Source organism: Paenibacillus sp. SEL3, assembly GCF_054602585.1.
The window spans coordinates 4,776,614-4,801,408 of sequence record NZ_CM137725.1 but is presented as its reverse complement, the minus strand read 5'-3'; the positions used below and the strand labels follow the sequence as shown (position 1 = coordinate 4,801,408).

The window sequence follows — 24,795 nt, the reverse complement described above, 5'->3', positions numbered from 1 at the left end:
AGCCGCTACCTCCCCAGTGTAATATTGTTTTTGGAATCCTGCTTCAACGCCGATTGAATAATTCGCTGTTGTTCTAGGCTGTGTACTTGCTGATAACCGCTGGCCGGGCTTGAACGATCTGGTCTGCCTGCGTAACGAATTTCTGCTCCCTGTGGCACAACATTCCGCAGGCGAGGTTCAATGTAACTCCAAGCCCCCATATTTTTAGGTTCTTCCTGAGCCCATACGAACTCCTTAACATGCGGGAAGCGACCGAAAATATTCCGAATTTCCTCTTCCGGGAAAGGGTATAACTGCTCCACACGAATAATATGCAGACGCTCTTCTGCCTCATTCTTATCCTTTTCCAATGCTTCTTCGAGATCAATGGCAATCTTGCCACTGCACAGTACAATGCGTTCTACACGATCCGGACGTGCACCCAGACCAGGCTGTTCCAACACAGGACGGAATGCTCCTTCGCTAAATTCAGAAGCAGGCGAAGCGACACGATTATTACGAATCAGGCTCTTCGGCGACATCATCACCAGCGGGCGGGCTTCCTCACTTTCGCTTAATGCAGCCTGACGGCGCAGCAGATGGAAATATTGGGAGGCACTGCTCAAATTAGCGACAGTCCAGTTATTTTGTGCGGACAACTGGAGAAAACGCTCCAGACGTGCGCTCGTATGCTCTGGTCCTTGTCCTTCGCTACCATGCGGTAGCAGCATCACCAGACTCGATTTCTGTCTCCATTTGGCACGGCCTGCGGAAATAAATTGGTCAAAAATAACCTGTGCACAGTTGGCAAAATCGCCGAATTGTGCTTCCCAAATCACTAACGTTTCAGGAGAATACACGTTATAGCCATATTCAAAGCCAAGGACAGATGCCTCAGACAATGGACTGTTATGAATACTGAACGAAGCACGTGCTTCCGGCAATGTATGCAACGGGCAATGTGTACGGCCTGTTTCAGGCTCATGCAGCACAAGGTTACGGTGAGCAAATGTAGCTCGCTCCGCATCTTGGCCTGTCATACGAATAGGCTTGCCGTCTGCGAGAATGGTAGCCAAAGCCAGCGTCTCCGCCAAACTCCAATCTACCTTTTCACCTTCGTTCAGAGCGGTTTTTCTACGCTGTAAAATTCGATCCAGCTTCGGATATACGTGAAAAGACTGTGGCCATTTGAGTAAGTTTTCATTGATTTGGCGCAGTTTTTTCAATTCCACTGCAGTACGTACCACAGAACTCTGATTCTTTTTCGCCTTCACAGGAGTAATCTCCGGCTCTTGTTCCGGTTGATTCTTCACCTGCTCATGCGCTTCCTTCAGTCTGTTTTGCACCTTCTCAATGAGGCCGGCACTAAACGCTTCGTCCACAATCCCCTGCTTCATCAGCTTTTGAGTATACAATTTGCTCACCGTCGGATGATTCTTCACCTTACGATATACCAGCGGTTGTGTTGTTTCCGGGTCATCGGATTCATTGTGACCATAACGACGGTAACCAATCAGATCAATCAGAAAATCCTTCTTGAAACGATTGCGATATTCGCCAGCCATACGAGCAGCTGCAATACAAGCTTCGGGATTATCCGCGTTCACATGCACAATTGGAATTTCATAGCCTTTAGCGAGATCACTGGCATAACGGGTCGAACGGGAATCAACACTCTCTGTCGTAAAGCCCAGACGATTATTCACAATAATATGAACTGAACCGCCATTGCGGAAGCCGCGCAAATTCGTGAAATTAAGTGATTCTGCCACGATACCTTCACCTGGGAAAGCAGCATCACCGTGCATAATAATGGTAGCTGCCTTGCTCACATCCAGCTTCGGATAACCAGCCTCACTGCGGTCTTCCTGTGCAGCTCGTGAAAATCCTTGTACCACCGGATTCACATATTCCAGGTGACTTGGGTTATTCGCCAATGTCAGACGGGCCTGCACCGCTCCCCCATCTTTTACAAAACGATCAGCACCCAGATGATATTTCACATCGCCAGTCCAGCCGTAGTTAATTCCTGTGGAACCTTCCGACGGGATCAAATCCTTATTCGGCGAATGATGAAATTCAGAGAAAATTTTACTGTAAGGCTTGCCCAGCACATGTGCCAGTACATTCAAACGGCCGCGATGCGCCATGCCCATCAGGACATGACTTGCTCCTGCATTTGTGGTTAGACGAATAATCTCATCGAGAACAGGGACAAGCACATCATTACCCTCGATGGAAAAACGTTTCTGTCCGACAAATGTTTTATGCAAAAACTCTTCGAACTGTTCTACTTCTACCAATCTGCTCAGCAACGACTTGCGTTCCTGTGTGGTGAGGGGCTTGGAGGACCAGCCGGATTCTGCATAGCTGTTCAGCCAGCGGCGTTCCTCCTCGTTATGAATATGACTAAATTCATAGGCAATCGGACCTGTGTATGCTACACGTAACCGTTGAATGGCTTCCCATCCGTTAAGTGTTCCCGCAGGAGCGTTATCCCATATTAAAGAGGCTGGAAAAGCCTTCAAGTCTTGTTCAGTTAAACCGTAAGATGCTGGATTAAGCAAGCGTGTATCCTGCTCTGCATCCAGTTCCAGCGGATCGATTTGGGCGGCTAAATGTCCGTATTCACGGATATTCCATACCATTTTACCCGCTGTAACCGCTTTCTGTAATGTATTCGAATCAAGATGCCCCAAAGCACTTGTGGGGGGGCCTTGCAATTTGTTGTCTATCATGGAAGCAGCCGAGTATTCGGATTGTGGCGGCTCACCCCATTGATCAAATAGCTCGCGGTAAGCCGGGTCAACCGTTCCGGGGTCCGCTACATACTTTTCATACTGGTCCTGCACATAACCTAGATTAGGTCCGTAATACGCCTGCCAAGGTACCTGTCTGCTGCTCTCTTCCATTGTCATCTCGTTCCCTCCGTCAAATTTTGAAATTCATAGCTGGACGGAAATCATTTTCATTTTTTTATTAATCTTCAATTTAAGTTGTTCACAATATGCTCACATTATATGAAATTCTTCATCAAAAGTCGAATTTCACAATTCTTATTCCTCTTCCATTGTATAAAGTTTTCTAGCTATGAGCATTTCCTTTTTCTCAACATATCCATGCGTAAATGAGATGAATCGGGCTAATCTGTAATCAAACACCTGGCAACTTAAATAACCAGCCGTCGAATATCAACTGACAGCTGGTTATTTAGTCTATGTTGCACCTCATAACGCCAAACGAGTTTGAATGCAACTTCCGAGTCCACCCCACTATGATTACCGTCAACAGCAGAATTTAAAAGGCAGAAGGTCCGATACGATGCAAATTCAAACGTAAAGTGACATTAAAGTCACTTTTCTGTACAATATTCCTACTTTTCACTATTATTTTAATTAGGCATCTAAAAACCGCTTTGAAAGCGAAAGGGATGGAACTGTGACTGGACTAAAACAAGTACTCAGAAACAAGAATTATGTCAGGTTTTTTCTGGCAACCTTCGCCTCACAAATGGGAGGAATTATCGGGGTTACTGCATTCATGTTTTATTTGTTGAAACGGTTTACAAATCAGCCTTATTATGCAACGCTTGCCGAGTTAATGTATTCGCTTCCTATGCTGGTAGTATTTCTCGTAGTTGGAGTGCTGGCAGATCGGATGGACAGACAAAAAATTGCTGTTAATTGTGACTGGATCAGCGCTTTTTTATCCTTATGTTTGCTTATTTTTATTTGGGTCGATTCGATTCCTTTGATATTTGCCCTCCTGTTCATCCGTAGTGCTGCCTCCAAATTTTTCTTCCCGGCCGAAAGTGCCATTATACAGGGAATATTAAGCGAAGATGATTACACCATTGCCGCAGGCCTCAATCAAATGATGGGGAGTCTTTTCATGCTATTCGGAGGAACTCTCGGGGCCGTCGTTTACTGGCACTTTGGAATTACTGGAGCCATCCTAATTGATGCTGTTTCTTTTATTGTGTCTGCACTGCTTATTCGTTCCTGCAAAATTCCAAAGGAAGTACGCCTTCCGAACGGGGCACATCAATTCAAACAATTAAAATTCAAACTTGTCATGATCGATTTTAAACAAGGGTTTCTTTACATATTACGCAACAGACTATTGCTTTGGTTGGTTTCAGGCTTTTTTATGTTCGGTATTTTAAATGGTGGTTTTAGCGTTTTACCGATGTTTATTCTTAAATACAAGCTAGCTCCAGGCAATTACGAGCAGTATATGGTATGGACGGGTATTATTTTTGGGGCTGGTGTGTTGCTTGGTACCCTAATCGCTTCTCTCATCTCTGCCAAGCTAAAACTACACCAAATGATTGCAGCGGGAGTTCTGGTAGCCGGAATGGGTATGTGCACACTTGGATTTGTTAACCACATCTACGCTTTCCTGATTATCAACTTTGTCATCGCACTGATACTTCCGTTCATTAACATCGGCATAGGAGGATGGCTTCCTCGTATTGTAGATCCTCAAATGATGGGACGTGTGCAAGGTTTGATTAATCCGTTAATGATGCTGTCCCAGTCTCTTACATTAGGTTTCATTGCTGTTAGCTTTCCTTCATTTATTTCAATTGAAATTCTGTTTTTATTAGTTGGGGTCTGTACCGTTATTGTAGGAATATACTACACTATTGTGCTTCCCCGTTATGCTGATTACAGTACTTCTTCCAAGACCCTTCAGGAATCTTTATAGGCAAATTAAAAAAGTCATACAGCAGACCATTCCGCCAGCGATTGTTGAGTTGCCACTTCTGCCTCCGAATCCAGTTCAGAGGTGGCTTCATACATTCGTTGCATACGACTAGCTCGTCAAAACCCAGTAGAGACAAAGACTAATAGGGTATGTAATATTCAAAAAAAAACGCCCGGCAGACGCATTAGCTGCATCAGCAGGACATTTTGATTGAAATCGGAGTAGCGGGATTCGAACCCACGACCTCACCCACCCCAAGGGTGCGCGCTACCTAGCTGCGCTATACCCCGATAACCCAGTGTATGTAGATCGATGCTGTTATTTACTATTATATTCTGGTCATAAAATCCTGTAAAGGGATTATTTTCACGTTAAGAGGTCAAAAACAGAGATCATAGGAGCTAACCATGCAAAGCAAAAAATTACTTATCCCCATTGCATTACTTCTTTTAATACAGTTAAGCGTTCCTATCTGCTATACCTTTGCACAGGATAACCTTGTCATAGATCATGAAACGAAAGAGAGAATCAAAGAACAATATGGCTTGGAAGAACCTCAGTCTCCTATATTAGAGCAGCAGCAAAACATTTTATTCGGAGGTGATTGGGGCTTTAATCCTTCTGCCGATGCTGTGATGCTGGAATTGACCATATGGATTCGGAATCCGCTCATTTTCATCAGTCAACAACTGATATATTCGGTGAAATCATAAGCTTTATTTCGACAAGTTCCATGATATAAAGCATAAGAATCATTTATTTCGTAGCAAATTGTCTGCCACCTAAGGTCACTTCATCCTTCTTATTGAAAAGGTTTAATTCAATGGGGCCCCTACCATGTAGCCACAGCAGTTCATCGAATAAAAATGTCAGTCCATCCTTGGCGCGCAAGCGCTCGATGATCTCCGTGACAACTTGCATAAGCTCCCCTTGTACACCCGCTGCCAGTTGCAGACCTCCGCTCTCTCCATCCAGATAAAGATGCGTATGATATGACTGCTCCACCTTCTTCACATGGCGCCGACACAGTAAGCCATTTTCGAGGTAAAAGAAATATTGACGGTCATAAAGAACCCCTTCGCATATCTCATACATATGAGGGTAATCATACGGCCCCTGAACCATGGATACCCGTTCCAATTCCATTACCGATTCTGTCATACATCCTCGCTCCATTCCTTTGTTCAAAGTTTCTTATTTGCCAATATGCTCTCTTTTACAGGTAGTTTTTCAAACTAGGCTGTTGAACGATAATTAATTGCTAATTGTAAAACGTTTTGATACGATAAGCATATTACTATGACGTTCACAAATAACATCTCAATAAACCAAATGCACATTACAGTGTTATTTTTGTTGTTTCTAGAATACATTGAATAGTGTTTATTGTCAATACTTTGATGGGTTTTTTTAACACTATAGAGTGCATTTATCTGGAGGAAAATATGATAAAGATTCATCTTTCCCGTATTATGGGCGAAAAACGAATAAATATTGCCGAGCTTTCTCGCATGACTGGATTACATAGAAACGGAATCACCAAACTTTACAACGAAGAAACAGACGGTGTGAAATTTGATACGCTAGATAAAATTTGTAAAGCTCTAGACTGCCATGTTCAAGATGTTATCGAGTATGTAGAGGATGATACAAATTAGTAAAATGGACTTCTCTTGTTATGGGAAACTGTTTCAATTAGGTTTAGAACCGGCGTACTCCCTAGTGAACTGATCGAATACTTGCCAGAGAGAGCCGTTAACATTCTTACGGCTCTCTGTTCTTTGTGTAATATTCAAAATACTTTTTTACCGATCTTCCACTCAATTAAATTTGAACAATGTAATCCCTTTCTATCAGGCCACTTTAAATATATTTCTCCCACATATTATAAATGTCGAATAAAGCATTGGGTCATTTATATTTTCTCATTTCACCCTTTTTTCCTGTATAAACTTGTACAATCCATACAGTTTCAACTCCTCTTAAACCCATAGAAAAGAAAAACCACATAGAATCAATCCATGTGATTGGAGTGCAAACTCACTATTAAAGAAACATCTTGGACCGAATAAAAAATCGGAACATGTTTTTGCTCTCAATTTAATTTGATTATTTCCTATTACCTTGAAGATTCTTTACAGTTCCAGTAATGGCCTGATAGTGATTAATAATTGAGTTATTTTGAGGATTAGAAGCAAAACTGTTAGAGATTTTATAAGGTCTTCTATTAAAACTACTAATTCCACCTATATTTTTAATAGAAGGGCCATAATTTTGATCGTAGTACCACTCACCATCTAACGTATGGATAAAAAATTCTCCTAAGAAATAGCTTGATAACAGAACGTTTTCCTCCGTCGGTTCTGAACTTAGCAAAGCTTCGATGGTTTTTAGCGACTTTTCATCTTTAAAGTTCAGATTATTTACCTCGACAAATTTCTGTAGCTTCTCAAACCATCCTTTATCCAAAAAATTTGCAGGAGGAAGCGTATCTTTAGGCACATTCTCTTCAAACCATTTTAGAGCATGCTCATCAATAATCTTTCCTAGGGTGATAAATATATCTCGTAATGACTCTTCATCCTCATAGTAATGGAATTTATCTATCTTTGATCCATCAATGAAATAAAAGCTATACACTGATTCGGACTCAGTCATAAAAGTAATGCGTATTGCATTCTCTGTCCAATAACTTTTATCGATTTGGATTTTTTCCTTAAATCCATTGACTACTCTTGTAAAAAACCAAGTATTGTTTAAATGCTCATAAGTAAAGTTCAAAGCAGCTAATTTGTTCCCTATGGTTTTTCTGATAATATTTGATATTTTCACAAAATATTCTCCTTACAAGATAATTGGAACATGCATCCGTGGAACAGGAAAAAATCCTCCTACTCTCAATTTAACGAGCAAATGATCATCTTAGAGCATGTTGTCTCCTAATTATATATTTTCAGAATGAGGAGCTAAAAAGAAACCTCTTAGAGATTTATACTCCATATGGTCAAAATAACTATACAATTAATTTTTAATCGTTCAAGAGTTCCTGATTTATTCTTTTCATTTCTTTAAGGCACAAATCAATTCTGTCTAAATCTATGACTGTTTTATCAACGCCAGCTACAAAAAACAACTTTAGCCAGAAAGCATCCTCCTGAGCGTAATTTTCAATAGCTTGTTCAATAGTTTCTTCTGTTAATGACTTCACAATAATATCTGGTGGCGATGCAGGAATAAAATTAATATTCTCTTTGGTCATATAACTAATTAGATTTTTTGGGGTACATACAGCAACAGAAATATTAGTCCCATCTTCAAGTTCAATAAATACATCTATATTATCATCCTCAATATCTGCTATCTGAGATAGTGAAGTTGGATATACAATTTTTTTCACTTTCATTTGGGCCTCCTCATTTACCGTAAACTTTATATATGATATCAATAACTTAGCCATATTAGCCTTAGCCAAAATGTTCATTTGGCCATTATTCATTCTAAAAAACACTCTTGCTCCTTTTTCCCCCTTAAGTAATTAATATCTCTTGTTAGATTTCTTTTTCCATTTCCCGTATTAAAATTTCTTTTAAGGAATTTGCCACAAGTTCATCTGCTTCTAAATGTTCTTTCCCTTCGTTTTTACTCATTTCAGAGTATTCTTTCATGTCAAAAGGTGGTTGCATTAATTTATATCCATTTCAAAATCCCCTTCTTGCTTTGCTATCTTATTCGAAAAAAAATTCACGGTAACACCACCTGATACTAAGATCGTTAAAAGATCCGTAAAATATTGCTGTGGTGAAAATCTATAACATCTCTCTTCTTGATCCCATTCTTCCTCGAATCTTTCCAAGAAATAATGTGCGTTTTTCCAATGGATCGTGAACGGTCCTACTGTTCCAAAACCTCCACAGAGACAGTCCGATATACTGTACAAGCTAAATCCATAGTACCCTCCGGGTCCATTAATCGCTTCACCAAGTGCTATGAAAAATGTTGTAAAATCAGATATGTATTCGCCGTCCAAGGTGTAGACTTCTCCTCGTTTATCCAGTCTAGCAAAATGATTAGATGCAGAATGTATTCTAGTCACGTTTAGCCACCCGGACCGTTCTTCTTTAGAAAAGCCTTGCCATATATTATTTTCAAGCGACTGAGCACCCTTTAAAAACTCCCATAATCTTAATTCCACAGGGGAGGGCTTCGTTTCAAGTATACCTGTTAACTCCAGATTGAAGTTTCCTTTATTGTAGTTTAGTTTATGGATTATGTAGGATTCAGGTAGGTGATAATGATAGCTTCCAATCACTTTTTCTTCATCATTTAAAATAGCAATGTACAAGTTGTGTACAGATTGTTTTGTCTTTATTATGTTTCCTATGAAATCCTCATTAAAGACAAATTGTTCAAAAATAACCTTTTCATACGTTTCGACAATGATATCACCCGTTAAGCCAACCACATCTCTACAATAACCAACCGTGAGCCCACTTTCATCGTCAATGACAGCAAATCTATATTTCATATCATATCTCCTCACAATAGTTTTAAGGAATGTAGCATTTAGCATTTCGGAATAGAGCCAATAATTAATCAATTTGAAGCCTATAAGGATTGAGATCCTCTACACTTTTTATCTTTTTTAGATCTTCTGCAGGTATTGCAAAATAAATTTTTTCCTTCTCGGACTTAAATGTTAACGAAGCATCATACTTCTTTTCAACAATCCACTGCTTTATTTCCAACATCTCTTGCAGATAGTGAGTGGCCGAAAAGTTACCTTTAATACAAATTGAAGCTTCTGAGGAGAGTTTTTGACTAACCATAGAATAGCTTGGAACCTCGTCATGGTAGGTTAAAGCATCCTGCCCCATACTAGATACATTTACGATGACTTCTGCATCTGATCCTGTAACTTGCTTTGTTTTTTGTGTTACAGCTTCTTTTAGCTCATCTCTCCACACAGAAGAGGCATAGTCATCCATCATTTGCCCATAATAGTCTTCTTCCACCAAAAAAGAAATCCCTAATCCAGAGATCACATTAGCTATAAATTTATCATTCTTAAGGTCATAATCTACTGAATCAATTTTCCAGTTCATAGTGTATGTTTTATGTAGGTAGTCAGTAACGTTGCTCCGAAATTTGACTCTTTCAATTGGACTTCCTGTTGTAATGGATACAACTATATATGCAATGACAATGATGATCACGAATAAAACAGCTTTTTTTACCACTTCAACCAAACCTCTCTAATAAAAGAATCATGTAAAAAGCTCTAAAGATTCCAGCAAAAAGTCACGCTTATATTTGTTTTTATGATCGGTCAGCTTTCTTCTTATCATTTGTCTACATATATCCTTTTGAGCCTCAGAGATTTTATCTTGCACGGTACTTATCAGTTGGTAGGATTGTCTACTCGCTTCAAAGGTATCATCCAGTAAATCTACCAACATCACAACATAAGTAGATACGTCAAAAAATTCTAAAGCATATAACAGCGTTCCTCTATTCCCCTTGGTCTTTGGATTTTTTAACAAGTCGATAAGAGGTAACACCGCTTCACTGTCTCCTAGATCAGCTAGCGTAATGGCGATTACATTTCTTAGCAATACACTATCCGTCGTTACTAAATATCTCAATAATATTGGAGTGAATGTATGATCCAGCTTTTCACCCACATCCTCTATAATCTTTACCGCTTCCTTTAAATCTCCACTTTCTATGACTTCTTCTAATCGTATTTTGTTCATAGTTTACCAGCCCACCTTATTACAATATATAGCAACTATCCAGACTTAAATGTAATTCAATAATTTACATATGATAACAATCTGATGTCTCTTTTGTATATAGCGAACATTGTCGAAACCCTAAAGAGATATCCACTCATTGATTTAAAATAAACAAAATGTTATATTGTCTATAATATAATCATCATTTAATTGAGGTGTTTGCTAAAATGGATCATTCCGAACTATTCTGGAATGCTGGTATCGAAGAACTGAAGCGTGGATATATTCGCCAAGAAGAGCAGGTCATTTGCCTGCTGGACGGACAGCGATATGAGCAAGGCATCATATATCAGGATCAAGGGGTATTTTATGACGCGGAGAGGTACATGCGACTTCATATTGAGCGGACGTACGGTTCGGTCTTTGACTATTTGATCGGCCTGGACAAAAAGCTGACTGGACTGACAGATCATCAGAATCGGTTGCTTCAGTTATTTTATCAAGGCATGGGTGATGCGGATATTCAAAAGGAAACCGGAATCGGTAGCGCATCCACCATACGTAATCATCGCTTTGGTCTCAAAGAAAAAGAACGGCAGGCCAAGGTATTTCTCACATTAATGGAGCTGCTAAAGGAGAAGGACCGTCACGCTCCCGCCATTGTAGAAGTACCCATAGGAGCACGGATGGTGGACGAACGCTACAACATTACAGAAGACGAAAAGCAAAAGGTACTCACGAAGTATTTTCCGAATGGTACAGACGGGCGCCTTAAGACCTTTAAAATGCAAGAAAAGCACAAGCTGATTGTGCTGCGTGAAATTGCGGGCCGTTTTATGAAGGGACAAATATATCATGAGAAGGATATCAATGCGATTTTACAGGAAGTGTATGACGATTATGTCACGGTGCGAAGATATATGATTGAATACAGTCTGTTGGATCGCAAACCGGATGGCAGTGAATATTGGTTGAAGGAATCTTGAAGCTAGGCGCTTATGAAATCAGCATTTTGCATAATTCGATTCCCAACGCTCGTAGGTACAATATATAGACGAACTAAAGCGTTTCGATCTATACATTGCTGATTTGAAAATGCTCTTGGGATTTATGCAAAATGCTCAAATAGGAGGATTCGACAATGAATCGAAGAAAAGAACTGGTGCAGCAATACATGGAGATGAAGACAGAGGCAGGAATCTATTGCATTCGCAACACACGTAATGAGAAAATTTTCGTCTCTTCTACGCCGAATTTAAAGTCGCTGAATGGACGGCGTTTTGAGCTAAATATGGGTGGATTTAAGAATAAACAACTACAACAGGAATGGAATGAGTACGGCGAAGATTCGTTTGAATTTGAAGTGCTGGACGTTTTGAAGAAAAAGGAATCAGCGTTCTTTGATGTCAAAGATGCACTAGCAAAGCTGGAGCAGACCTGGCTTGATCGACTCCAGCCTTACGGGGACAAAGGGTATTTGTAAACTAAACTTACCGATTCACGGGATGCTCTTCCCGAAGGTATCCAAAAATAACAGCGTCGACAAATTGACCCTTTTCATAAAAATAGTCTCTCAGGTGACCCTCTTTAGTAAAGCCACTTTTGAGTAGCAGCCGTTTGGAGCCTTCGTTATCTGGATCAATGAAGGCTTCTATACGGTGAACCTTCGGCAATTGAAAGCCATAATTCACGACCACCTTCATCGCCTCTGTCATCAGACCTTGCCGCCAATATTCCGGTGCCAGCTCATAGCCGATTTCAATACGGGAGTGCTCCTTCTGCCAGTTATGGAATCCAATTGTACCCACGATCCGCTCAGGAGCTTCTTTTAATGTAATCCCCCAACGAAAGCCCTCTTGCTTCTCATATCTGGTTAGCATCGAACGAATAAATTTTTCGGCTTGCTCTACCTCTGTAAAGCTTTCCAAGTCATAATATTGTGTGACCTCATCCTTGGAGAAATAACCGAATACATCCTCCGCATCCCCTACTGTAAGCTGTCTTAAACGAAGCCGATCGGTTTCTAAAATCGGAAACGTTTCCATTGCCATGATCTATCTCCTCCTTCACATCGAAGAACCTTATCTTATCAGCCACCAGCCAATCCCAACTATCACTCCATTGATGAAGAATAATGCAATACATGCTCTCCACTTGCTGATTCCACTTGTTTGAAAAAAACCCGTCACTTTACTACGACACATGAACAACGTAAACAACAAATTCCAAATAATACGCATACCATATTTTACGTAGTATAAAGCAGGGTTTAACTGTACACCGCCCAACGTTGGAGGGACATCTGGAATAAACAGAATTGCACACGTATAACGCATGGTCTCATATGTAAAATAAAATACTGCCAGCCACCAAGCCCACTTCTTACCAAATAACATGCCGATACCGGCAGTCGTCCCTGCCAAACCAAGTAACGCGATAAATCCTTGAAACATGCCCCTACAAATGCCTACTAACGTAGCAGCCTCATTTAATGCATTAAGCGTCAATAGCTGGGTCACCAACAGAAGTGCTCCATTAAAGATCAATAAAATGGCTGAAATGCTTACACCTAAAGGTCGTTCGAAAACCACGTTGGTTACATAATCTTCTACTTCTTTTTTCGTATACAGATCTGACACTTCTTCTACTCTCCTAACCCAATTATATACATCCATTTTCGGGCGGGTTTAATAACAGTATGTTCTCGCCTCATTCCCATATATCGGCTTTTAGGAAAATATGGTTTAATCTTCCCTAAAATTCAGTTATCCGTAGGCTAATCATTATTATTCAGTGCAGCCATGCTGCTAATGATCATCCTCTATGGTGTCAAATTAGCGTCATGAGAATTTCTATCATCAACTGAATCCCAAATAGAGTAATATCTATCCTTATAATACCATTCCAAGAAGGAATCTGACAAATGAATGGACTACTACTAGCGCTTATGAATGTATACGCGTTATTTTCGTGGCCCTGTAACCTTCAGATGACTGGATATACTCTACCTGATAACCCATTCGGGCATCCAAAAGCCCTTCCATAAATGGAAGGCACGGACTGTAAATAAAACTCCCTCCTGGCCGAATGGCTCTAAGCAATTCCATATATTTGCGAGCGTACTCATGAATATTACCATCTGCCTTCAGATGATGATGTATAAAATGATTGGAGAATGCCATATGTGAAACGATCGTTCCCCATGTGCGTTCCCCAAAGGTGGTCTCTAACCAATCTCCTTGAGTGACCCAACCTTCTGTTTCAGCCAACCGATCTGTTCCGTAAGCCTCAATTCCACAGGCACGTAAATAAGTAACCAACCGTGCCTCAGATCCGCAACCAACATCTAGAACAGGCTCTTGCAAACGAGCAATGTCCAATCCTAGCAGATTGGCTTGCAACTCCGGCGTATATTCCTCACAAGGTATCCAAAAGGTATACTCACACTCTGCATACTTAGCAAACATTTCACGTCCGTTGGTACGAGTTAAAAAATCTCTCAAATGCCCGTAATGCTGCTGAAGCAGTAAGTCCAAGGTTGCTCTATCTATAAATTTCTTCTGGAACAGTTTCTCAATCCGGGTGAAAAGTCGATCATACAGCTCCGTAAGCTCCCTCACATGAGCTGTGTGAAAATGTAGATATTGATTGGTATTTACAAACTGGGACAGTATTTTAGCCGCTACATCCGTCACAAAAGCGTTATACATATGCTGGCGCTTCAAGCCTTGAAACATGAGGATCAGTTCTGAGCTTCTCTGCGTCAGCCAGTACGTCATTTCCGTTGAAGGTCCTAACAGAACAGAACCCTCGCGCATATAAAATAAACTCCGATGCTGATTGTACAGGAGTTGACCGTTAATAAGATTATGAAGTTGAGCGACTGTCATTCTCGCTTCCTCCTTAAGATCCAGAACATTAAAGCCCTACCCAAGCCTAAACAATGTTATCTTTGGGTAGGGCCAGCTTATTTTCTAAGTATACCATGGCTATGGAAATAATGTTTTATTGCGAATCTTCCACCTGTACATAAGAGGATAAAGGAATATTCAGCTCACGTATTCCCTGAGCTACCAGCCGAGCTATTTGCTCCGCACCATATTCCTGAAAATGAGTATCATCCTTCACTCCATCAGGAAATGCAGGATACACCCCTGGCTCCACATGCAAAAATAACGGGAGTGTTCCTTCCAGTCCAAGTGTATCATAGTACGCTACGCTCAAGCGGCTAAGATCGACCAGTGCAACATTTGTCTCCGATGCTGTTTCCTTCATGGCCTGCACATATTCCGGGAAACTAATCCGAAACGAGGCACTTGCCGCATCATAATCCCGGCGGCCAACAGGAGTAATTAGCACAGGTGTTGCACCGCGTTGGATGGCTCCTTGAATGTAGGTTTTTAAGTAAACTTTGTAATCCGCGGGTGAAACATAACGCTCTTGGTTGTTGATCGCGGCATCATTATGCCCAAACTGAATGAGCAGATAATCTCCTGGACGGATATTGCGTAAAATATCATCTAACCGCCCTTGTACCAGAAAGGTTTTCGTACTTCGTCCACCAATAGAACGGTTCACAAAAATAGGCTCATCTGTGAAGAACGGAGCAATCATTTGCCCCCAGCCCGCCTGAGGCTTCATCGCGGATTTATAGGTTTGAACCGTAGAATCTCCCGCAAGGTATACCGAAGGATGTTCTCCAGCCGTTCGAGCATCCTTTGGGGTAATAACCAAAGCGTTAATCTTCGCTTCATTACCTGAGAAATACAATTCGAGCTGACCGTCGATGAGTGCAAGTTCAAATCCAGCCTCGACAAATTGTCCTGCTGTTTTAGCAGTAGGTTCTACCTTGACGATGGACTCGGCTTTAACCGTAATGTCTGTGTTTCCGGCAGTATCTCCGGCAATCAGGGAAAGCGTGTAATCCGCAGGTGGTAAATTGACAACAAAGGATGATCCTTGAACACGAACAAAATCTGAGCGTATAGCATCACTTCCACCACGATCTTCTTCATTCACTTTGGAAAGATCGGTAAATCCATAGCCTCGCTCAGGCGTGTAAACATCATTGGCAGTGACTTGGGTGTAGCCGTCAGCTACCTTGCCGGGGCCAAAATCAAAACGAAGAGGTGCCACAAGCTGTTTTTCGGCTAATGCCTGCCCTGGGATAAGTATGGTTGCAAACAACAAGCTGAACCCTGCGCATAATCCAATCATCTTACCGAACAACCTGTGACGCTTTCCCTTTTGTTTCAAGCGCAACCCTCGCTTTTCAGATTATTTGAGTGGTTTGTCATCGTCTATACGTGTATTGATCCCCGCCAGCTTTTGACAGCCTTGGTCTAGCGCCCAGGATACCACAATGCCAACCGTGTACCTGATCAGATCCGCGGTCAGGAACCCTTTCCCAAGCACCAAGCCGCCCAGTGTCGTTGCCCGAATGTGGTTAATCCAGGGAGCCTGGTACATCTGGCTGAACTCAATGGCGAAGCAAAACAGCAAGCTGCCCCACAGGGCTACGGACAATTGACGATTCACCCCCAACATTCTCAGCCCAAAATAAATCATGCACGCCCACAAGGCATCCCCAAAGTGATTAGCAACGAATTCAGGCAACTGGGAGGAGAAAACTCGGCTTCCCAAACCCAACAAGATCGTGACCAGCACAGCAATTAGGTACGCAGCGCGGGCCTTCCAGCGGAATTTCGCCTTTATTTCCCGATTGTCCTTCCTGCTGACGCTCTTACGAACGCTTCTCATGCTACATCACCTGTCCTAATGCTAGGACATCTCCGCCAAGCTGCTGGAAATTCGTAAAGCATCCTCTCTTGGATAGCGTTTGCAAGATTGCTGAGCCTTTTGCTGATGTCATATTGTATGCACACCAACTTGTCTGTATTTTTCATAATATAATTAATCATAATGAGCCTCCGTAATATCGTACAAACATATCAGCAACTTCCAAACTGTTCATGTGAGGATACTAAAATTCAATACCACGCACCTTGGCAAAAACCATTTCGTGTGCCATGCTCCCCTTTTCATCATACTCGACGTTTCTTAAAATCCCCTCCAGTGTAAAACCTGCACGTTCCGCTACCTTGGCGCTGCGCGTGTTTCTGGAATCACAACGAATCTCCACCCGATTGGCATGCAAATGCTGTATGGCAAAATCCGTAATACCGTGCACGGCCTCTGTTATGATGCCTTTTCCAGTCCAGGATGTTCTGAGCCAATACCCAATTTCAAATCTTCGTGTATCCCAATCAATCCGATGCAGACCGCTGCTGGCTACAAATTCTCCCGAAGCCGTATCAAATATATACAACATCATATCAGAGCGATCCAGAAATTTAAGTCTGGCTTGACGCGAACGGATTTCAGATTCCTCTACCGTCGGAAGATTTCTTGCAAACGGAAGCCAAGGCCGCAGTTCATTCGCACTTTCTCGCATCGCCTCATTGACTGCCGCTCCATCCCCCCACTGCGGAGCGCGTATGGTCAATCTCTCCGTCTGGAATTGGTCCGGGAACGATAAGAGAATCGGATTCGGTTGCTGCTCCATACTCATGATGCACCCTCCTCCTTATTCGTTGAATAACTGCGACGATCCAGCCAACCTGTGATTTCACACAAACTCCCAATCTGATAGTCCGGTACAATGCCCGTTTCCTGCCACGTCATAAAGCCTTCCAGCCAGATGGTATGCAATCCTGCACTTTGTGCACCACGAATATCATTTGTCGGGTGATCGCCTACATAACAGGCATGGTCGGGATCGACAATGTCCAGCTCATTCAGAGCCAACTCGAAAATTCGAGGATGAGGCTTCTGGATGTTGACGCCGCCCGACACGATAATAGAATCCACATAATCCCTCAGCATAACTCGGTCGATTTTCGCTTGCTGCGTGCGGAGTGAGCCGTTGGTAATAATACCGAGCTTCAAGCCACGCGACCGCAGTTCGGACAATACTTCCTTGGCCCCGTCCATCAACACCGTAAACTTATGAAATTCACTATACCAAAAGCCCAGCATCTCTTGTACTGACGTATCGGGATTTTTCAGTTCCAAGTCTGTATGCAGCTCGGTATACAGTTCCTTCTTATCCCGGTATCCGTCCCGATCCGCCAATCGTATCTGTTCAACGACAGCCGCGCGGATCGCCGGTTCTTCTGCCACTATAAATCGTTCTATAAAGCGCTCTGTATATGCCGCAAACGCCTGTTTACGATGAATAAGAGTATTATCCAGATCAAAAATGATTGCTTCTATGGACATAAATAGCTCCCTTCCTTCATCCCCTTGTATCGATTAGGCTGAAACAAACTGAATAATTCCTATTAGAAATAAAAGAAAAAAAATAGACAAGAAAATAATGATCATGTACTTCAAGATTCTCTTGGAGGTCGACTTTTGTTCTAGTTTGGTCTCGATCTGGGTCAACCTTTCTTTGATTTCTTCCAAATCCTGCTCCACCTTCACATCATGCTCCCCTTCCTTCGTTTCGACTTATTCATCTTCCTGACACTCACTCACACAAGTTGCTCCAAAAACGCACTTTTTTTACGGCATTAAAATCAATTTGTTCATAAGGCTTCTCCCCAAATTCCAGCTTGAAATACTCCTGCAAACATTCCCCATACACGATAATATCCGTTTGATATACGGAAAATACCGGATTTCCTTCTTCAGATGGCTGCTCTGGGATATACCGATGTCCGTTGATTGGGATTAGCTTGGGCACACGTAAAAACTCACGTTTACATATATCAACGGCTTCCGCCGAATCTGTCGGTTTTTCGCCCCATTCGGGAGGCCAGAATATATGCTGCTCCACATCAAAAATCATACCTTCCAGCGGCCAATTCAACCTTTGCCGGATTACACCCATCCGCTGTGGTGACGTATCTCTCCAAGGGATAAAGCTTTTACCGATGGGAAGAACACTCATCAGAAGCTCCCGCAAATCGGGCGGGAAGTGAATATCATACCTGCCTTCGACGTCGGTAATCTCCTGCATGGATAAGCCTGGAGCTAGGGTCACATCGTGTTTACGTAATAAATCTATGATATAAGCGATATCCATCTCTTATCGACTCCTCAGCAACTACCTAGTTGACCGGATTGGTCAAGAGGCCTACCAGGCTTGTAACTTCAACTTCACCAACACGGCGCGGACCTTCCATGAAATATCCCCTTGTTCCTACCTGTATCCGATGTCGGTGTACCTTTTTCCTCATTTCTCCAAACAAAATCCACATTCTCGCTTGCCCTTCCCGCTGAACAGGACGACCAACATCCATAATCAGTTGACCATCTCCATCTTCAAACTCAGGATGTATGGCATAAATTCCCGTATTCCCGATGTCGTCACCCTCATAGGCAAAATCACAGCGATAACCCTGAATAGGCAGCTGTTTCCTGCCTCCTTCTTCCGGTGTGTAAAATCGATATTTTATTATAAAATCGTGCGGATGCTGTCTGCTATTTTCATAGGGGTTCCACATTTCATATCATCCCCTTAGGTCTTTTCCAAAAATATGTACTTCATTCTAGTGTAATCTAACAGGAAAAGAAATCCAAGACCTATCCGCAATGCGTTGCTGAATAAGCTTGGATTATATGAGATTCATTTATTAGAATGTATGACTTCTATGCTTGCTGTCCGTTCACCTGAATATCTGCGGCTACTTGCTGCCCTAACCAAGCCCGCATGCGATTCCATGAAAAAACCTGCTCCGTATGAAATACACCGAATGGAAGTTCTGAACGGTACAGGGCGAGCGCTGCAAAGACGGCTGCCTTAGCGGTTAAATCAGACTGATGGTGACCCCTTAGCCGACATTCGACCTTCGTCTCCTTGCCATTGAGAGTTCCTCGAGCATCTACCTTGACCGCTACAGCATTCCCACCTATATGTACCTTGCTAAAGCTGCGAACCACTGCATCACGCACGGTTTGCTGTCGGAGTAGACCTGAAACTCCTATCGTCCGAAGCCCTGCTAGAAGCCGAGTGGTCAAGCGCGAATCGAAGCAAAGGCGTGTGCTAACCGTAGGAACTTTGAGCGTACGAGGAAGTGTCTGCTGATCTGAAAAAGGAAATCGATACGCCCGATGACGACCCACTCCTGCACCAAAATCTGCCACTATTCCGCCAGTAAAGCTTTTTCGAGTCACAAAACGTCCCTGTTCTATAACCTCCAAATCGGCATGAATCTGATCTACTGTCCACTCAATGGCAGCCTGACCGTGTCGATCCCCCAAGCCCAGCATCAAAGATATATTCAACTCATCCGTCTGATCCATGAGCTGTGTCGCTTGCAATGCCAACATTGGTCAGTCCCGGAGCTAATCCTACACTTAACAGGGCTATGGCCTGATAATCTCGGGCCTCCTGATGACACTCCTCCACCTGACTCAAAAAATCCGCATTCGCGGTAATGTCCATGTAATGCACCCCATGTCGAAGACAAGCACGTACCAAGGCCGTATTGTCCTGATCCAGACACATGATTACCAATTTGGCTTGCTCTAATATCGACGGGTCCATCGGCTCATGAATATTAAGCTGCAAGGGCCGTATCTTACCATTCGATCGTTGGCTAAATTCAGTGGCCCGTTCCAGACTACGACCTGCGGCAAATACCTTGCCGGGAAACATTTCACTTAACTCCGTGCATACCATTTTTCCAACATGGCCATACCCGCCAATGATGATGATGTTATCCTTTGTCATAAGCCGTCTCCCCCACTTTAATCGCAAACCATGCATTCACTAAAAAAGCGCCATAATACTGGGTGATGTGGGTAAAACCCGCATTTATCAACAGTTCCTGTATTGCCGCATTGGACACCGGGTTTGACTCACGACCGATGGAAGCAGAGAATCGTTCCCAATCCTCCAGCGAAATGCCTTGACTTAGCATATGACCTTTCCATGCCTGCATTTGGATGGAAAAAGAAGGCTCCTGCGGATTCCCATTAATAGAAGCTAGACAAAAAGGCGCACCCGGCTTGAGTCGAGCGGATATCTGACGTAGCAATGCCTGTTTACTTTCCAAGTTCTGAAGAAAATGAAGCACCAGCAGGCAGGTTGCAGCGTCATAGATCGGTCCTCTGGATGACTCTTCCAACGTACCTGCAACAAACGATATTTTTGAACGGATGCCCGCATGTGTCACACGCTTATGTGCCAAATCCAGCATGTGCTCAGAGGGATCAACTGCCGTAAAGGACCATGCTTCATGGCGCCCTCCGAGCGTAATCAATTCCTGACCACCTCCAGCTCCGACAATTAGCACATTCGGCTCTATATTTTGAATATGAGCTTGTGCCTCAAGCTGTGTGGTTATCAAACCATCTGTCATCTCGTACAAATGAGCATATCCAGGTATTTTTAAAGCAATCGTATCCGCGTACTTGTGCACATTCGGATGATTCCAGCTCATAGGTTGATTTGAGTCCGTATTTCCAATAGGGGTATGTCTCATATGTGCTTTCCTCCAAACATTTAGCCTTGATCTTCTCAGACCATTCGTTTATTGTAGATTTAATTAAGAATCATTCTCAATTATAAAGACAATACAAATATCCACCATCCCATAAATGTGGGATTTAATAATCGCGCTTGAGAATCTCCAGCTTTCTCGATAGGAGTAAATGATGAACGCACACTACAAGCACACCCTAATCGACCGCTTGCGTACTCAGGTTACTTTCGATGCGGCGTGCTGTACCTCAGTAGATCCACGTACGCTGCTTTCCACAGGGGCATTTACAGAGTCGGGTGTGGAGGACATTCATAACAAACTACTAGAATACGAATACCTGCACGACGATATGATGAAATATGATCAGTTGGTGCGAGAAGGACAGTCTGTAGCGACGCTACATGGGTCTACACAAGGCCAACCGGATCGGAGCACACGATATAGAGATGTTTTGCAACCCGCCGGATTCGGGGACGAGCTGCGTGTTCCGTTTATGTACAAAGGGAGCTGTTGGGGATTTCTTACGTTGTTCCGTCATCACGGAAAGCCTGTATTTAGCGTGGAAGAGCAACAACTGCTTGAAACGTTAGCGCCGTCCATAGCCTACCATCTGCGTCAGGCCAGTGTCGGTTTATCTTCAGCCCCTGTCATGATCACGGAAAATGAACTTGAGCCAGGAGTTCTAATGCTTTCCGATAAGCTAGAACCGATCTCGTCCAATACAGTAGCAATGCATTGGCTAAAGCTGCTTCGGCAGCAGGAGGGAATCCATGAAGAGGGTCTTCCGGCTCTCGTCCGGGTGGTATGCTTGCGAGCGCTATCCACTGCCACTGCACCAGCACGACTATGTATCCCCTCCACAGACGCAGGAGCCCCATGGGTAACCATCAGAGCCACCCTTCTGCAAGGCGGACAGAAGCATACGGGACAGAAGCAGCTAGCCGTATGGTTTGAGGCTGCTAAAGCAACTGACATGCTACCGCTTATGGCTGAGGTGTACTCATGGTCCGAACGAGAGAGACAAATTGTCCAACTCATTGTTCAGGGCTTTTCGACCAAGGAGCTGGCCAGCGCACTTCATATTACTGCCTACACGGTGCAGGATCACCTGAAAGCGATTTTCTTGAAAACAGATGTAAGCAGCCGTCGTGAGCTAGTATGGAAGGTATATTCCAGATTCAATTAACCTATGTAAAAAAGACAGATGACCCGATTAGGGATCATCTGTCTTTGCATCACTGCTCTATTGGAATGCCAGAGCCTTATTTCTTCGAAGAGGAGTTCGTATCATCGTATGACACTGGTGAGGGCTTCGCAATCCATTCATCAGCCTCAGGCTCGATATCCACGCCATTTTCCAGCTTCGTTTTCTCCATCAAGGAATCTCCGTCCTCGTCCTTCTTGTTGCGGATTTTCGCTTCGTCTTGAGTGTGGTCGCTCATGTTGATTCCTCCTTTTTTAATTTCATCTGATGGTTGTACCTTACTCATAATTACCCATTGCCGTCCTGTACAAACCTCTACACGACCAGATGCCCTTTTTTCTCCGCGGGTTCAATGATCGCCTCAATGCCAGCATTAAACTCCAGAAAGTCACTTTCTACTCCATCACTGAAAATAACTCCGTTTTCCGGCATCTGCGATGCAATCCGTAACGGTTTTTCGGCTGCTACCTGACCAAACACGAGATCCGCAGCAGTCGTTCGGCTGGGGAATGGTTCTCTCACCGTAAAATAAAGCGATGGCGAACTCCAGGTTGCACGATGATCATGACTCATTCCGTCTGCTGTCCCTTCCTGACTGAAGGCTGTACCTGGCATCAGCTGGCTTGGAGTCAGCGAGATTGGATGCCGTGTAGCACTGCCGACAATTCCGGCCGCTCCAGCCAGTACGCTGGTCAGCCAGCCTGTCGCTCCCAATCCGGTTGAAACGATAATGCCGCTGGAGGATTGCTGCTCTACTTGATCCTCCAGCCTTAGCTCATATCTCGCGGAAACATGAGTTTTGCGTCCAATGAACAAATCATTTACAGCATACAAGGATTGGCCATCATTTAATTGGGCCTTAGCCAGCGTAACTTCCTTAATTGGCCGTCTGTGCACAAACACATCCGGCACTACCCACCGCAGGTCGGATACGGTAAACGGCAGCAATGCCCCGTCCCAGCGCAATGGATCTGGATTCACACCGATAAGCGGCTGCTCTGTCAAATATTTTAATGTGTTGGCTACCAGCCCATCCTGACCCAGCACCACCACTGTATCCTGCTCACCAAAAATAAAGTTCGGCACATGCTCTCGCTCCACAATCTGAACACGTCCCAAGGCCGTTAACTCCGACGTTGCCGTTGCCACCGCCCTGCGGTAATTTTCGTCCTCCAGCACATAATCACTGAAATCCGCACCCAGCCGTTCCATAAAGAAGCGAGCCTGCTGCACCGTATTGTATCGGACAATCAGTTCCTCCAGTCGCGTTTTACGCTTCACCAAAATGATCTTCTGCTCTGTCATTCGGCTGCTCATCGTGTTCTTCCTCCAGACCCTCTCGATCCTGCTGCTCCGCTTGCTCCCGTATCTGACATGAGACCTTGCAGCAGATCCGGCGTAATATTCAGCTGACCGATTTTCCCTGCATTTTCTGCAAGCTCCTGAAATGCTATCGCAATCAGCTTATCAGGGCTCATATCCATGTTGGCCATAGCTTGAAGTACGTTCGGTTCAACATCCTGCAACGATTTCATGACGGCTGTCAGCTCATAGGCCTTGGCATCGGCTTCTGCCTTTTTATTCGTTACGGTCAGCTCAATCAGCTCGCGTTTTTTCTCCTCCAAGGCCGTGTCAAATCGTAGCTGCTCCTCTTTCATCTCACTTTGCTTTTGCTTTACGGAACGCTCGGCATCAAGTTGAGTTTCACGGATCTGCCTTTTTTTCGTCTCCACTGCAATCTCAGTGTTCAGCTCGTTTTCCTTCACACGCCGCTCTTGCTCAATAGATGCATTACGACGCTCATACAAAGCATGATCCGCGTTGCGAAGAATCTCTTCCCTCGCTTGAGCCTCCAGCGCTCTCATCGTCTCCTTATTAGGTAGAATCGCCAAAATCGACAGCCCCATAACCTCAATGCCGAGCTTTTCCATTTCCGTATGCTGAGCAATATCCTTTGTCATGTTTTGGGCCAGACGTTCACTGGACTGAACAGCTTCTTTGAGCGGGACACGCTCCAAATACTTTTTGGTAAGCACCTTGGCAATGTTAATCACCCGTTGGGCCAGCTTGCTTGGATCATCCGAAATGTAACGTCGTTCCTTCAAGTCATACGTATAGTTTAAAATCTGCGTCGTTCTCCGATAATCCACAATTCGATAAGTCAGTTGCCCCTGTACCGTCACCGCCTGAAAATCATTTGTCATGTCCTCAAACATGAACGGCGCATCAATAGAAGAGACGGGCACGACAACAACCGAGGTGGTCGGGGCGTAGTAATAAAAAGATAATCCAACACCCTCCCGCACCACCTTCCCGTTTTTCACCTTCATCACATATTCACTGGGCTGAAATTTAACAAAATTAAATCCAAACATAGCCGCTTCCTCGCTTTCTTTATAGTTTATATTATTTTGTTATTATCATTTTATTATTAACAATAAAATAACACATGTTCCCGATAATATCAATATGACATTTATAAAAAACAAAGGCCGTTTCCCCTCCGATACGCTCGGTTAGAGGAAACAGCCTAATTCGTTCTCTGCCTTCTATGAAACTTTAAAGATCACGAAAAATTGTATGGTATCATCAAAAGGCGTTACATTTGTCATCATTTCATGGGTCATATATGAGCAACAGTTGTATAGTTGTATAAAGATATGATGACTCCCCG

27 protein-coding genes, 1 tRNA gene and 1 pseudogene are annotated in these 24,795 nt (G+C 43.3%); 6 read left to right on the top strand and 23 right to left on the bottom strand.

Going from position 1 to position 24,795, the window contains the following annotated elements; all coding sequences use genetic code 11:
- Positions 1-5 precede the first annotated feature (5 nt).
- Positions 6-2,897: a 2-oxoglutarate dehydrogenase E1 component gene (locus ACYCS5_RS22140; protein ID WP_029516460.1), complete on the bottom strand. Its 2,892-nt coding sequence runs from the start codon at positions 2,895-2,897 to the stop codon at positions 6-8.
- Between the two features lie 520 nt (positions 2,898-3,417).
- Here ACYCS5_RS22140 and ACYCS5_RS22135 point away from each other — a divergent pair.
- Positions 3,418-4,689 (top strand): MFS transporter, encoded by a 1,272-nt coding sequence (locus tag ACYCS5_RS22135; protein WP_029516459.1) that lies wholly within the window; start codon positions 3,418-3,420, stop codon positions 4,687-4,689.
- 216 nt (positions 4,690-4,905) lie between these two features.
- On the opposite strand, the gene ACYCS5_RS22130 is transcribed toward ACYCS5_RS22135, so the two are convergent.
- Positions 4,906-4,979: transfer RNA gene (locus ACYCS5_RS22130), tRNA-Pro, on the bottom strand.
- Positions 4,980-5,096: 117 nt separating this feature from the next.
- Here ACYCS5_RS22130 and ACYCS5_RS22125 point away from each other — a divergent pair.
- The gene (locus ACYCS5_RS22125; protein WP_029516458.1) at positions 5,097-5,402 is read left to right on the top strand and encodes a hypothetical protein; all 306 of its coding nucleotides are present in this window, start codon (positions 5,097-5,099) and stop codon (positions 5,400-5,402) included.
- 43 nt (positions 5,403-5,445) lie between these two features.
- On the opposite strand, the gene ACYCS5_RS22120 is transcribed toward ACYCS5_RS22125, so the two are convergent.
- A complete protein-coding gene (locus ACYCS5_RS22120) occupies positions 5,446-5,850 on the bottom strand; it encodes a hypothetical protein (RefSeq protein ID WP_029516457.1) in 405 nt (134 codons plus the stop codon).
- A gap of 284 nt (positions 5,851-6,134) precedes the next feature.
- Here ACYCS5_RS22120 and ACYCS5_RS22115 point away from each other — a divergent pair, with 284 nt between their 5' ends.
- Positions 6,135-6,347, top strand: coding sequence for a helix-turn-helix domain-containing protein (locus tag ACYCS5_RS22115; RefSeq protein ID WP_016820594.1), 213 nt, complete (start codon positions 6,135-6,137; stop codon positions 6,345-6,347).
- 451 nt (positions 6,348-6,798) lie between these two features.
- Here the strand turns inward: ACYCS5_RS22115 and ACYCS5_RS22110 are convergent, their stop codons facing one another.
- From ACYCS5_RS22110 to ACYCS5_RS22085, 6 genes are all read right to left on the bottom strand, one after another.
- Positions 6,799-7,521 (bottom strand): hypothetical protein, encoded by a 723-nt coding sequence (locus tag ACYCS5_RS22110; RefSeq protein ID WP_459760138.1) that lies wholly within the window; start codon positions 7,519-7,521, stop codon positions 6,799-6,801.
- Between the two features lie 196 nt (positions 7,522-7,717).
- Positions 7,718-8,185 (bottom strand): hypothetical protein, encoded by a 468-nt coding sequence (locus ACYCS5_RS22105; RefSeq protein WP_318626832.1) that lies wholly within the window; start codon positions 8,183-8,185, stop codon positions 7,718-7,720.
- Between the two features lie 52 nt (positions 8,186-8,237).
- Positions 8,238-8,372, bottom strand: a complete 135-nt coding sequence (locus tag ACYCS5_RS22100; protein WP_274385797.1) for a hypothetical protein — start codon at positions 8,370-8,372, stop codon at positions 8,238-8,240.
- Entirely contained in the window at positions 8,372-9,214 is an 843-nt protein-coding gene (locus ACYCS5_RS22095) for a barstar family protein (RefSeq protein WP_459760137.1), read from the bottom strand. The genes ACYCS5_RS22100 and ACYCS5_RS22095 overlap by 1 nt, the downstream gene beginning before the upstream one ends.
- A 64-nt stretch (positions 9,215-9,278) precedes the next feature.
- Positions 9,279-9,791: a hypothetical protein gene (locus tag ACYCS5_RS22090; RefSeq protein ID WP_318626834.1), complete on the bottom strand. Its 513-nt coding sequence runs from the start codon at positions 9,789-9,791 to the stop codon at positions 9,279-9,281.
- Positions 9,792-9,953: 162 nt separating this feature from the next.
- Positions 9,954-10,442 carry a HEAT repeat domain-containing protein gene (locus ACYCS5_RS22085; protein WP_165145007.1) on the bottom strand — a complete coding sequence of 163 codons (489 nt, stop codon included), beginning with the start codon at positions 10,440-10,442 and terminating at the stop codon, positions 9,954-9,956.
- Positions 10,443-10,651: 209 nt separating this feature from the next.
- Between ACYCS5_RS22085 and ACYCS5_RS22080 the strand changes: the two genes are divergently transcribed.
- On the top strand, positions 10,652-11,410 hold the full coding sequence (locus ACYCS5_RS22080; RefSeq protein WP_459760136.1) for a DUF2087 domain-containing protein: 759 nt from the start codon (positions 10,652-10,654) through the stop codon (positions 11,408-11,410).
- A 155-nt stretch (positions 11,411-11,565) separates the two neighbouring features.
- Positions 11,566-11,907, top strand: coding sequence for a GIY-YIG nuclease family protein (locus ACYCS5_RS22075; protein ID WP_165145001.1), 342 nt, complete (start codon positions 11,566-11,568; stop codon positions 11,905-11,907).
- Between the two features lie 7 nt (positions 11,908-11,914).
- On the opposite strand, the gene ACYCS5_RS22070 is transcribed toward ACYCS5_RS22075, so the two are convergent.
- From ACYCS5_RS22070 to ACYCS5_RS22020, 11 genes and pseudogenes are all read right to left on the bottom strand, one after another.
- The gene (locus ACYCS5_RS22070) at positions 11,915-12,475 is read right to left on the bottom strand and encodes a GNAT family N-acetyltransferase (protein WP_459760135.1); all 561 of its coding nucleotides are present in this window, start codon (positions 12,473-12,475) and stop codon (positions 11,915-11,917) included.
- Positions 12,476-12,505: 30 nt separating this feature from the next.
- Complete coding sequence (locus ACYCS5_RS22065; RefSeq protein WP_029516448.1) at positions 12,506-13,063, bottom strand: hypothetical protein; 558 nt, start codon at positions 13,061-13,063, stop codon at positions 12,506-12,508.
- A 306-nt stretch (positions 13,064-13,369) separates the two neighbouring features.
- A complete protein-coding gene (locus ACYCS5_RS22060) occupies positions 13,370-14,314 on the bottom strand; it encodes a class I SAM-dependent methyltransferase (protein ID WP_459760134.1) in 945 nt (314 codons plus the stop codon).
- A gap of 115 nt (positions 14,315-14,429) precedes the next feature.
- Positions 14,430-15,641 carry a rhamnogalacturonan acetylesterase gene (locus tag ACYCS5_RS22055; protein ID WP_029516446.1) on the bottom strand — a complete coding sequence of 404 codons (1,212 nt, stop codon included), beginning with the start codon at positions 15,639-15,641 and terminating at the stop codon, positions 14,430-14,432.
- 60 nt (positions 15,642-15,701) lie between these two features.
- Positions 15,702-16,184: a ribosomal maturation YjgA family protein gene (locus tag ACYCS5_RS22050; protein ID WP_459760133.1), complete on the bottom strand. Its 483-nt coding sequence runs from the start codon at positions 16,182-16,184 to the stop codon at positions 15,702-15,704.
- Between the two features lie 223 nt (positions 16,185-16,407).
- The gene (locus tag ACYCS5_RS22045) at positions 16,408-16,995 is read right to left on the bottom strand and encodes a GNAT family N-acetyltransferase (protein ID WP_209949601.1); all 588 of its coding nucleotides are present in this window, start codon (positions 16,993-16,995) and stop codon (positions 16,408-16,410) included.
- Positions 16,992-17,705: an HAD family hydrolase gene (locus ACYCS5_RS22040; protein ID WP_459760132.1), complete on the bottom strand. Its 714-nt coding sequence runs from the start codon at positions 17,703-17,705 to the stop codon at positions 16,992-16,994. Before ACYCS5_RS22040 ends, ACYCS5_RS22045 begins: the two co-directional genes overlap by 4 nt.
- Before the next feature lie 250 nt (positions 17,706-17,955).
- Entirely contained in the window at positions 17,956-18,513 is a 558-nt protein-coding gene (locus ACYCS5_RS22035) for an SMI1/KNR4 family protein (RefSeq protein WP_459760131.1), read from the bottom strand.
- Between the two features lie 25 nt (positions 18,514-18,538).
- Positions 18,539-18,934, bottom strand: a complete 396-nt coding sequence (locus ACYCS5_RS22030; RefSeq protein WP_029516441.1) for a hypothetical protein — start codon at positions 18,932-18,934, stop codon at positions 18,539-18,541.
- A 145-nt stretch (positions 18,935-19,079) separates the two neighbouring features.
- Positions 19,080-20,163 (bottom strand): annotated as a pseudogene (locus tag ACYCS5_RS22025) (saccharopine dehydrogenase family protein).
- The gene (locus ACYCS5_RS22020) at positions 20,150-20,917 is read right to left on the bottom strand and encodes a class I SAM-dependent methyltransferase (RefSeq protein WP_459760130.1); all 768 of its coding nucleotides are present in this window, start codon (positions 20,915-20,917) and stop codon (positions 20,150-20,152) included. The pseudogene ACYCS5_RS22025 and the gene ACYCS5_RS22020 overlap by 14 nt, the downstream one beginning before the upstream one ends.
- A gap of 172 nt (positions 20,918-21,089) precedes the next feature.
- On the opposite strand from ACYCS5_RS22020, the gene ACYCS5_RS22015 reads away from it, so the two are divergent.
- Complete coding sequence (locus tag ACYCS5_RS22015) at positions 21,090-22,103, top strand: helix-turn-helix transcriptional regulator (RefSeq protein WP_459760129.1); 1,014 nt, start codon at positions 21,090-21,092, stop codon at positions 22,101-22,103.
- Between the two features lie 76 nt (positions 22,104-22,179).
- Here the strand turns inward: ACYCS5_RS22015 and ACYCS5_RS22010 are convergent, their stop codons facing one another.
- The 3 genes from ACYCS5_RS22010 to ACYCS5_RS22000 all read right to left on the bottom strand — a co-directional run bounded on the left by ACYCS5_RS22010 (position 22,180) and on the right by ACYCS5_RS22000 (position 24,496).
- On the bottom strand, positions 22,180-22,359 hold the full coding sequence (locus tag ACYCS5_RS22010; protein ID WP_013309345.1) for a hypothetical protein: 180 nt from the start codon (positions 22,357-22,359) through the stop codon (positions 22,180-22,182).
- Between the two features lie 77 nt (positions 22,360-22,436).
- Positions 22,437-23,438, bottom strand: a complete 1,002-nt coding sequence (locus tag ACYCS5_RS22005) for an NAD(+)/NADH kinase (protein WP_459760128.1) — start codon at positions 23,436-23,438, stop codon at positions 22,437-22,439.
- Complete coding sequence (locus tag ACYCS5_RS22000) at positions 23,435-24,496, bottom strand: SPFH domain-containing protein (RefSeq protein ID WP_459760127.1); 1,062 nt, start codon at positions 24,494-24,496, stop codon at positions 23,435-23,437. The genes ACYCS5_RS22005 and ACYCS5_RS22000 overlap by 4 nt, the downstream gene beginning before the upstream one ends.
- Positions 24,497-24,795: the final 299 nt, after the last annotated feature.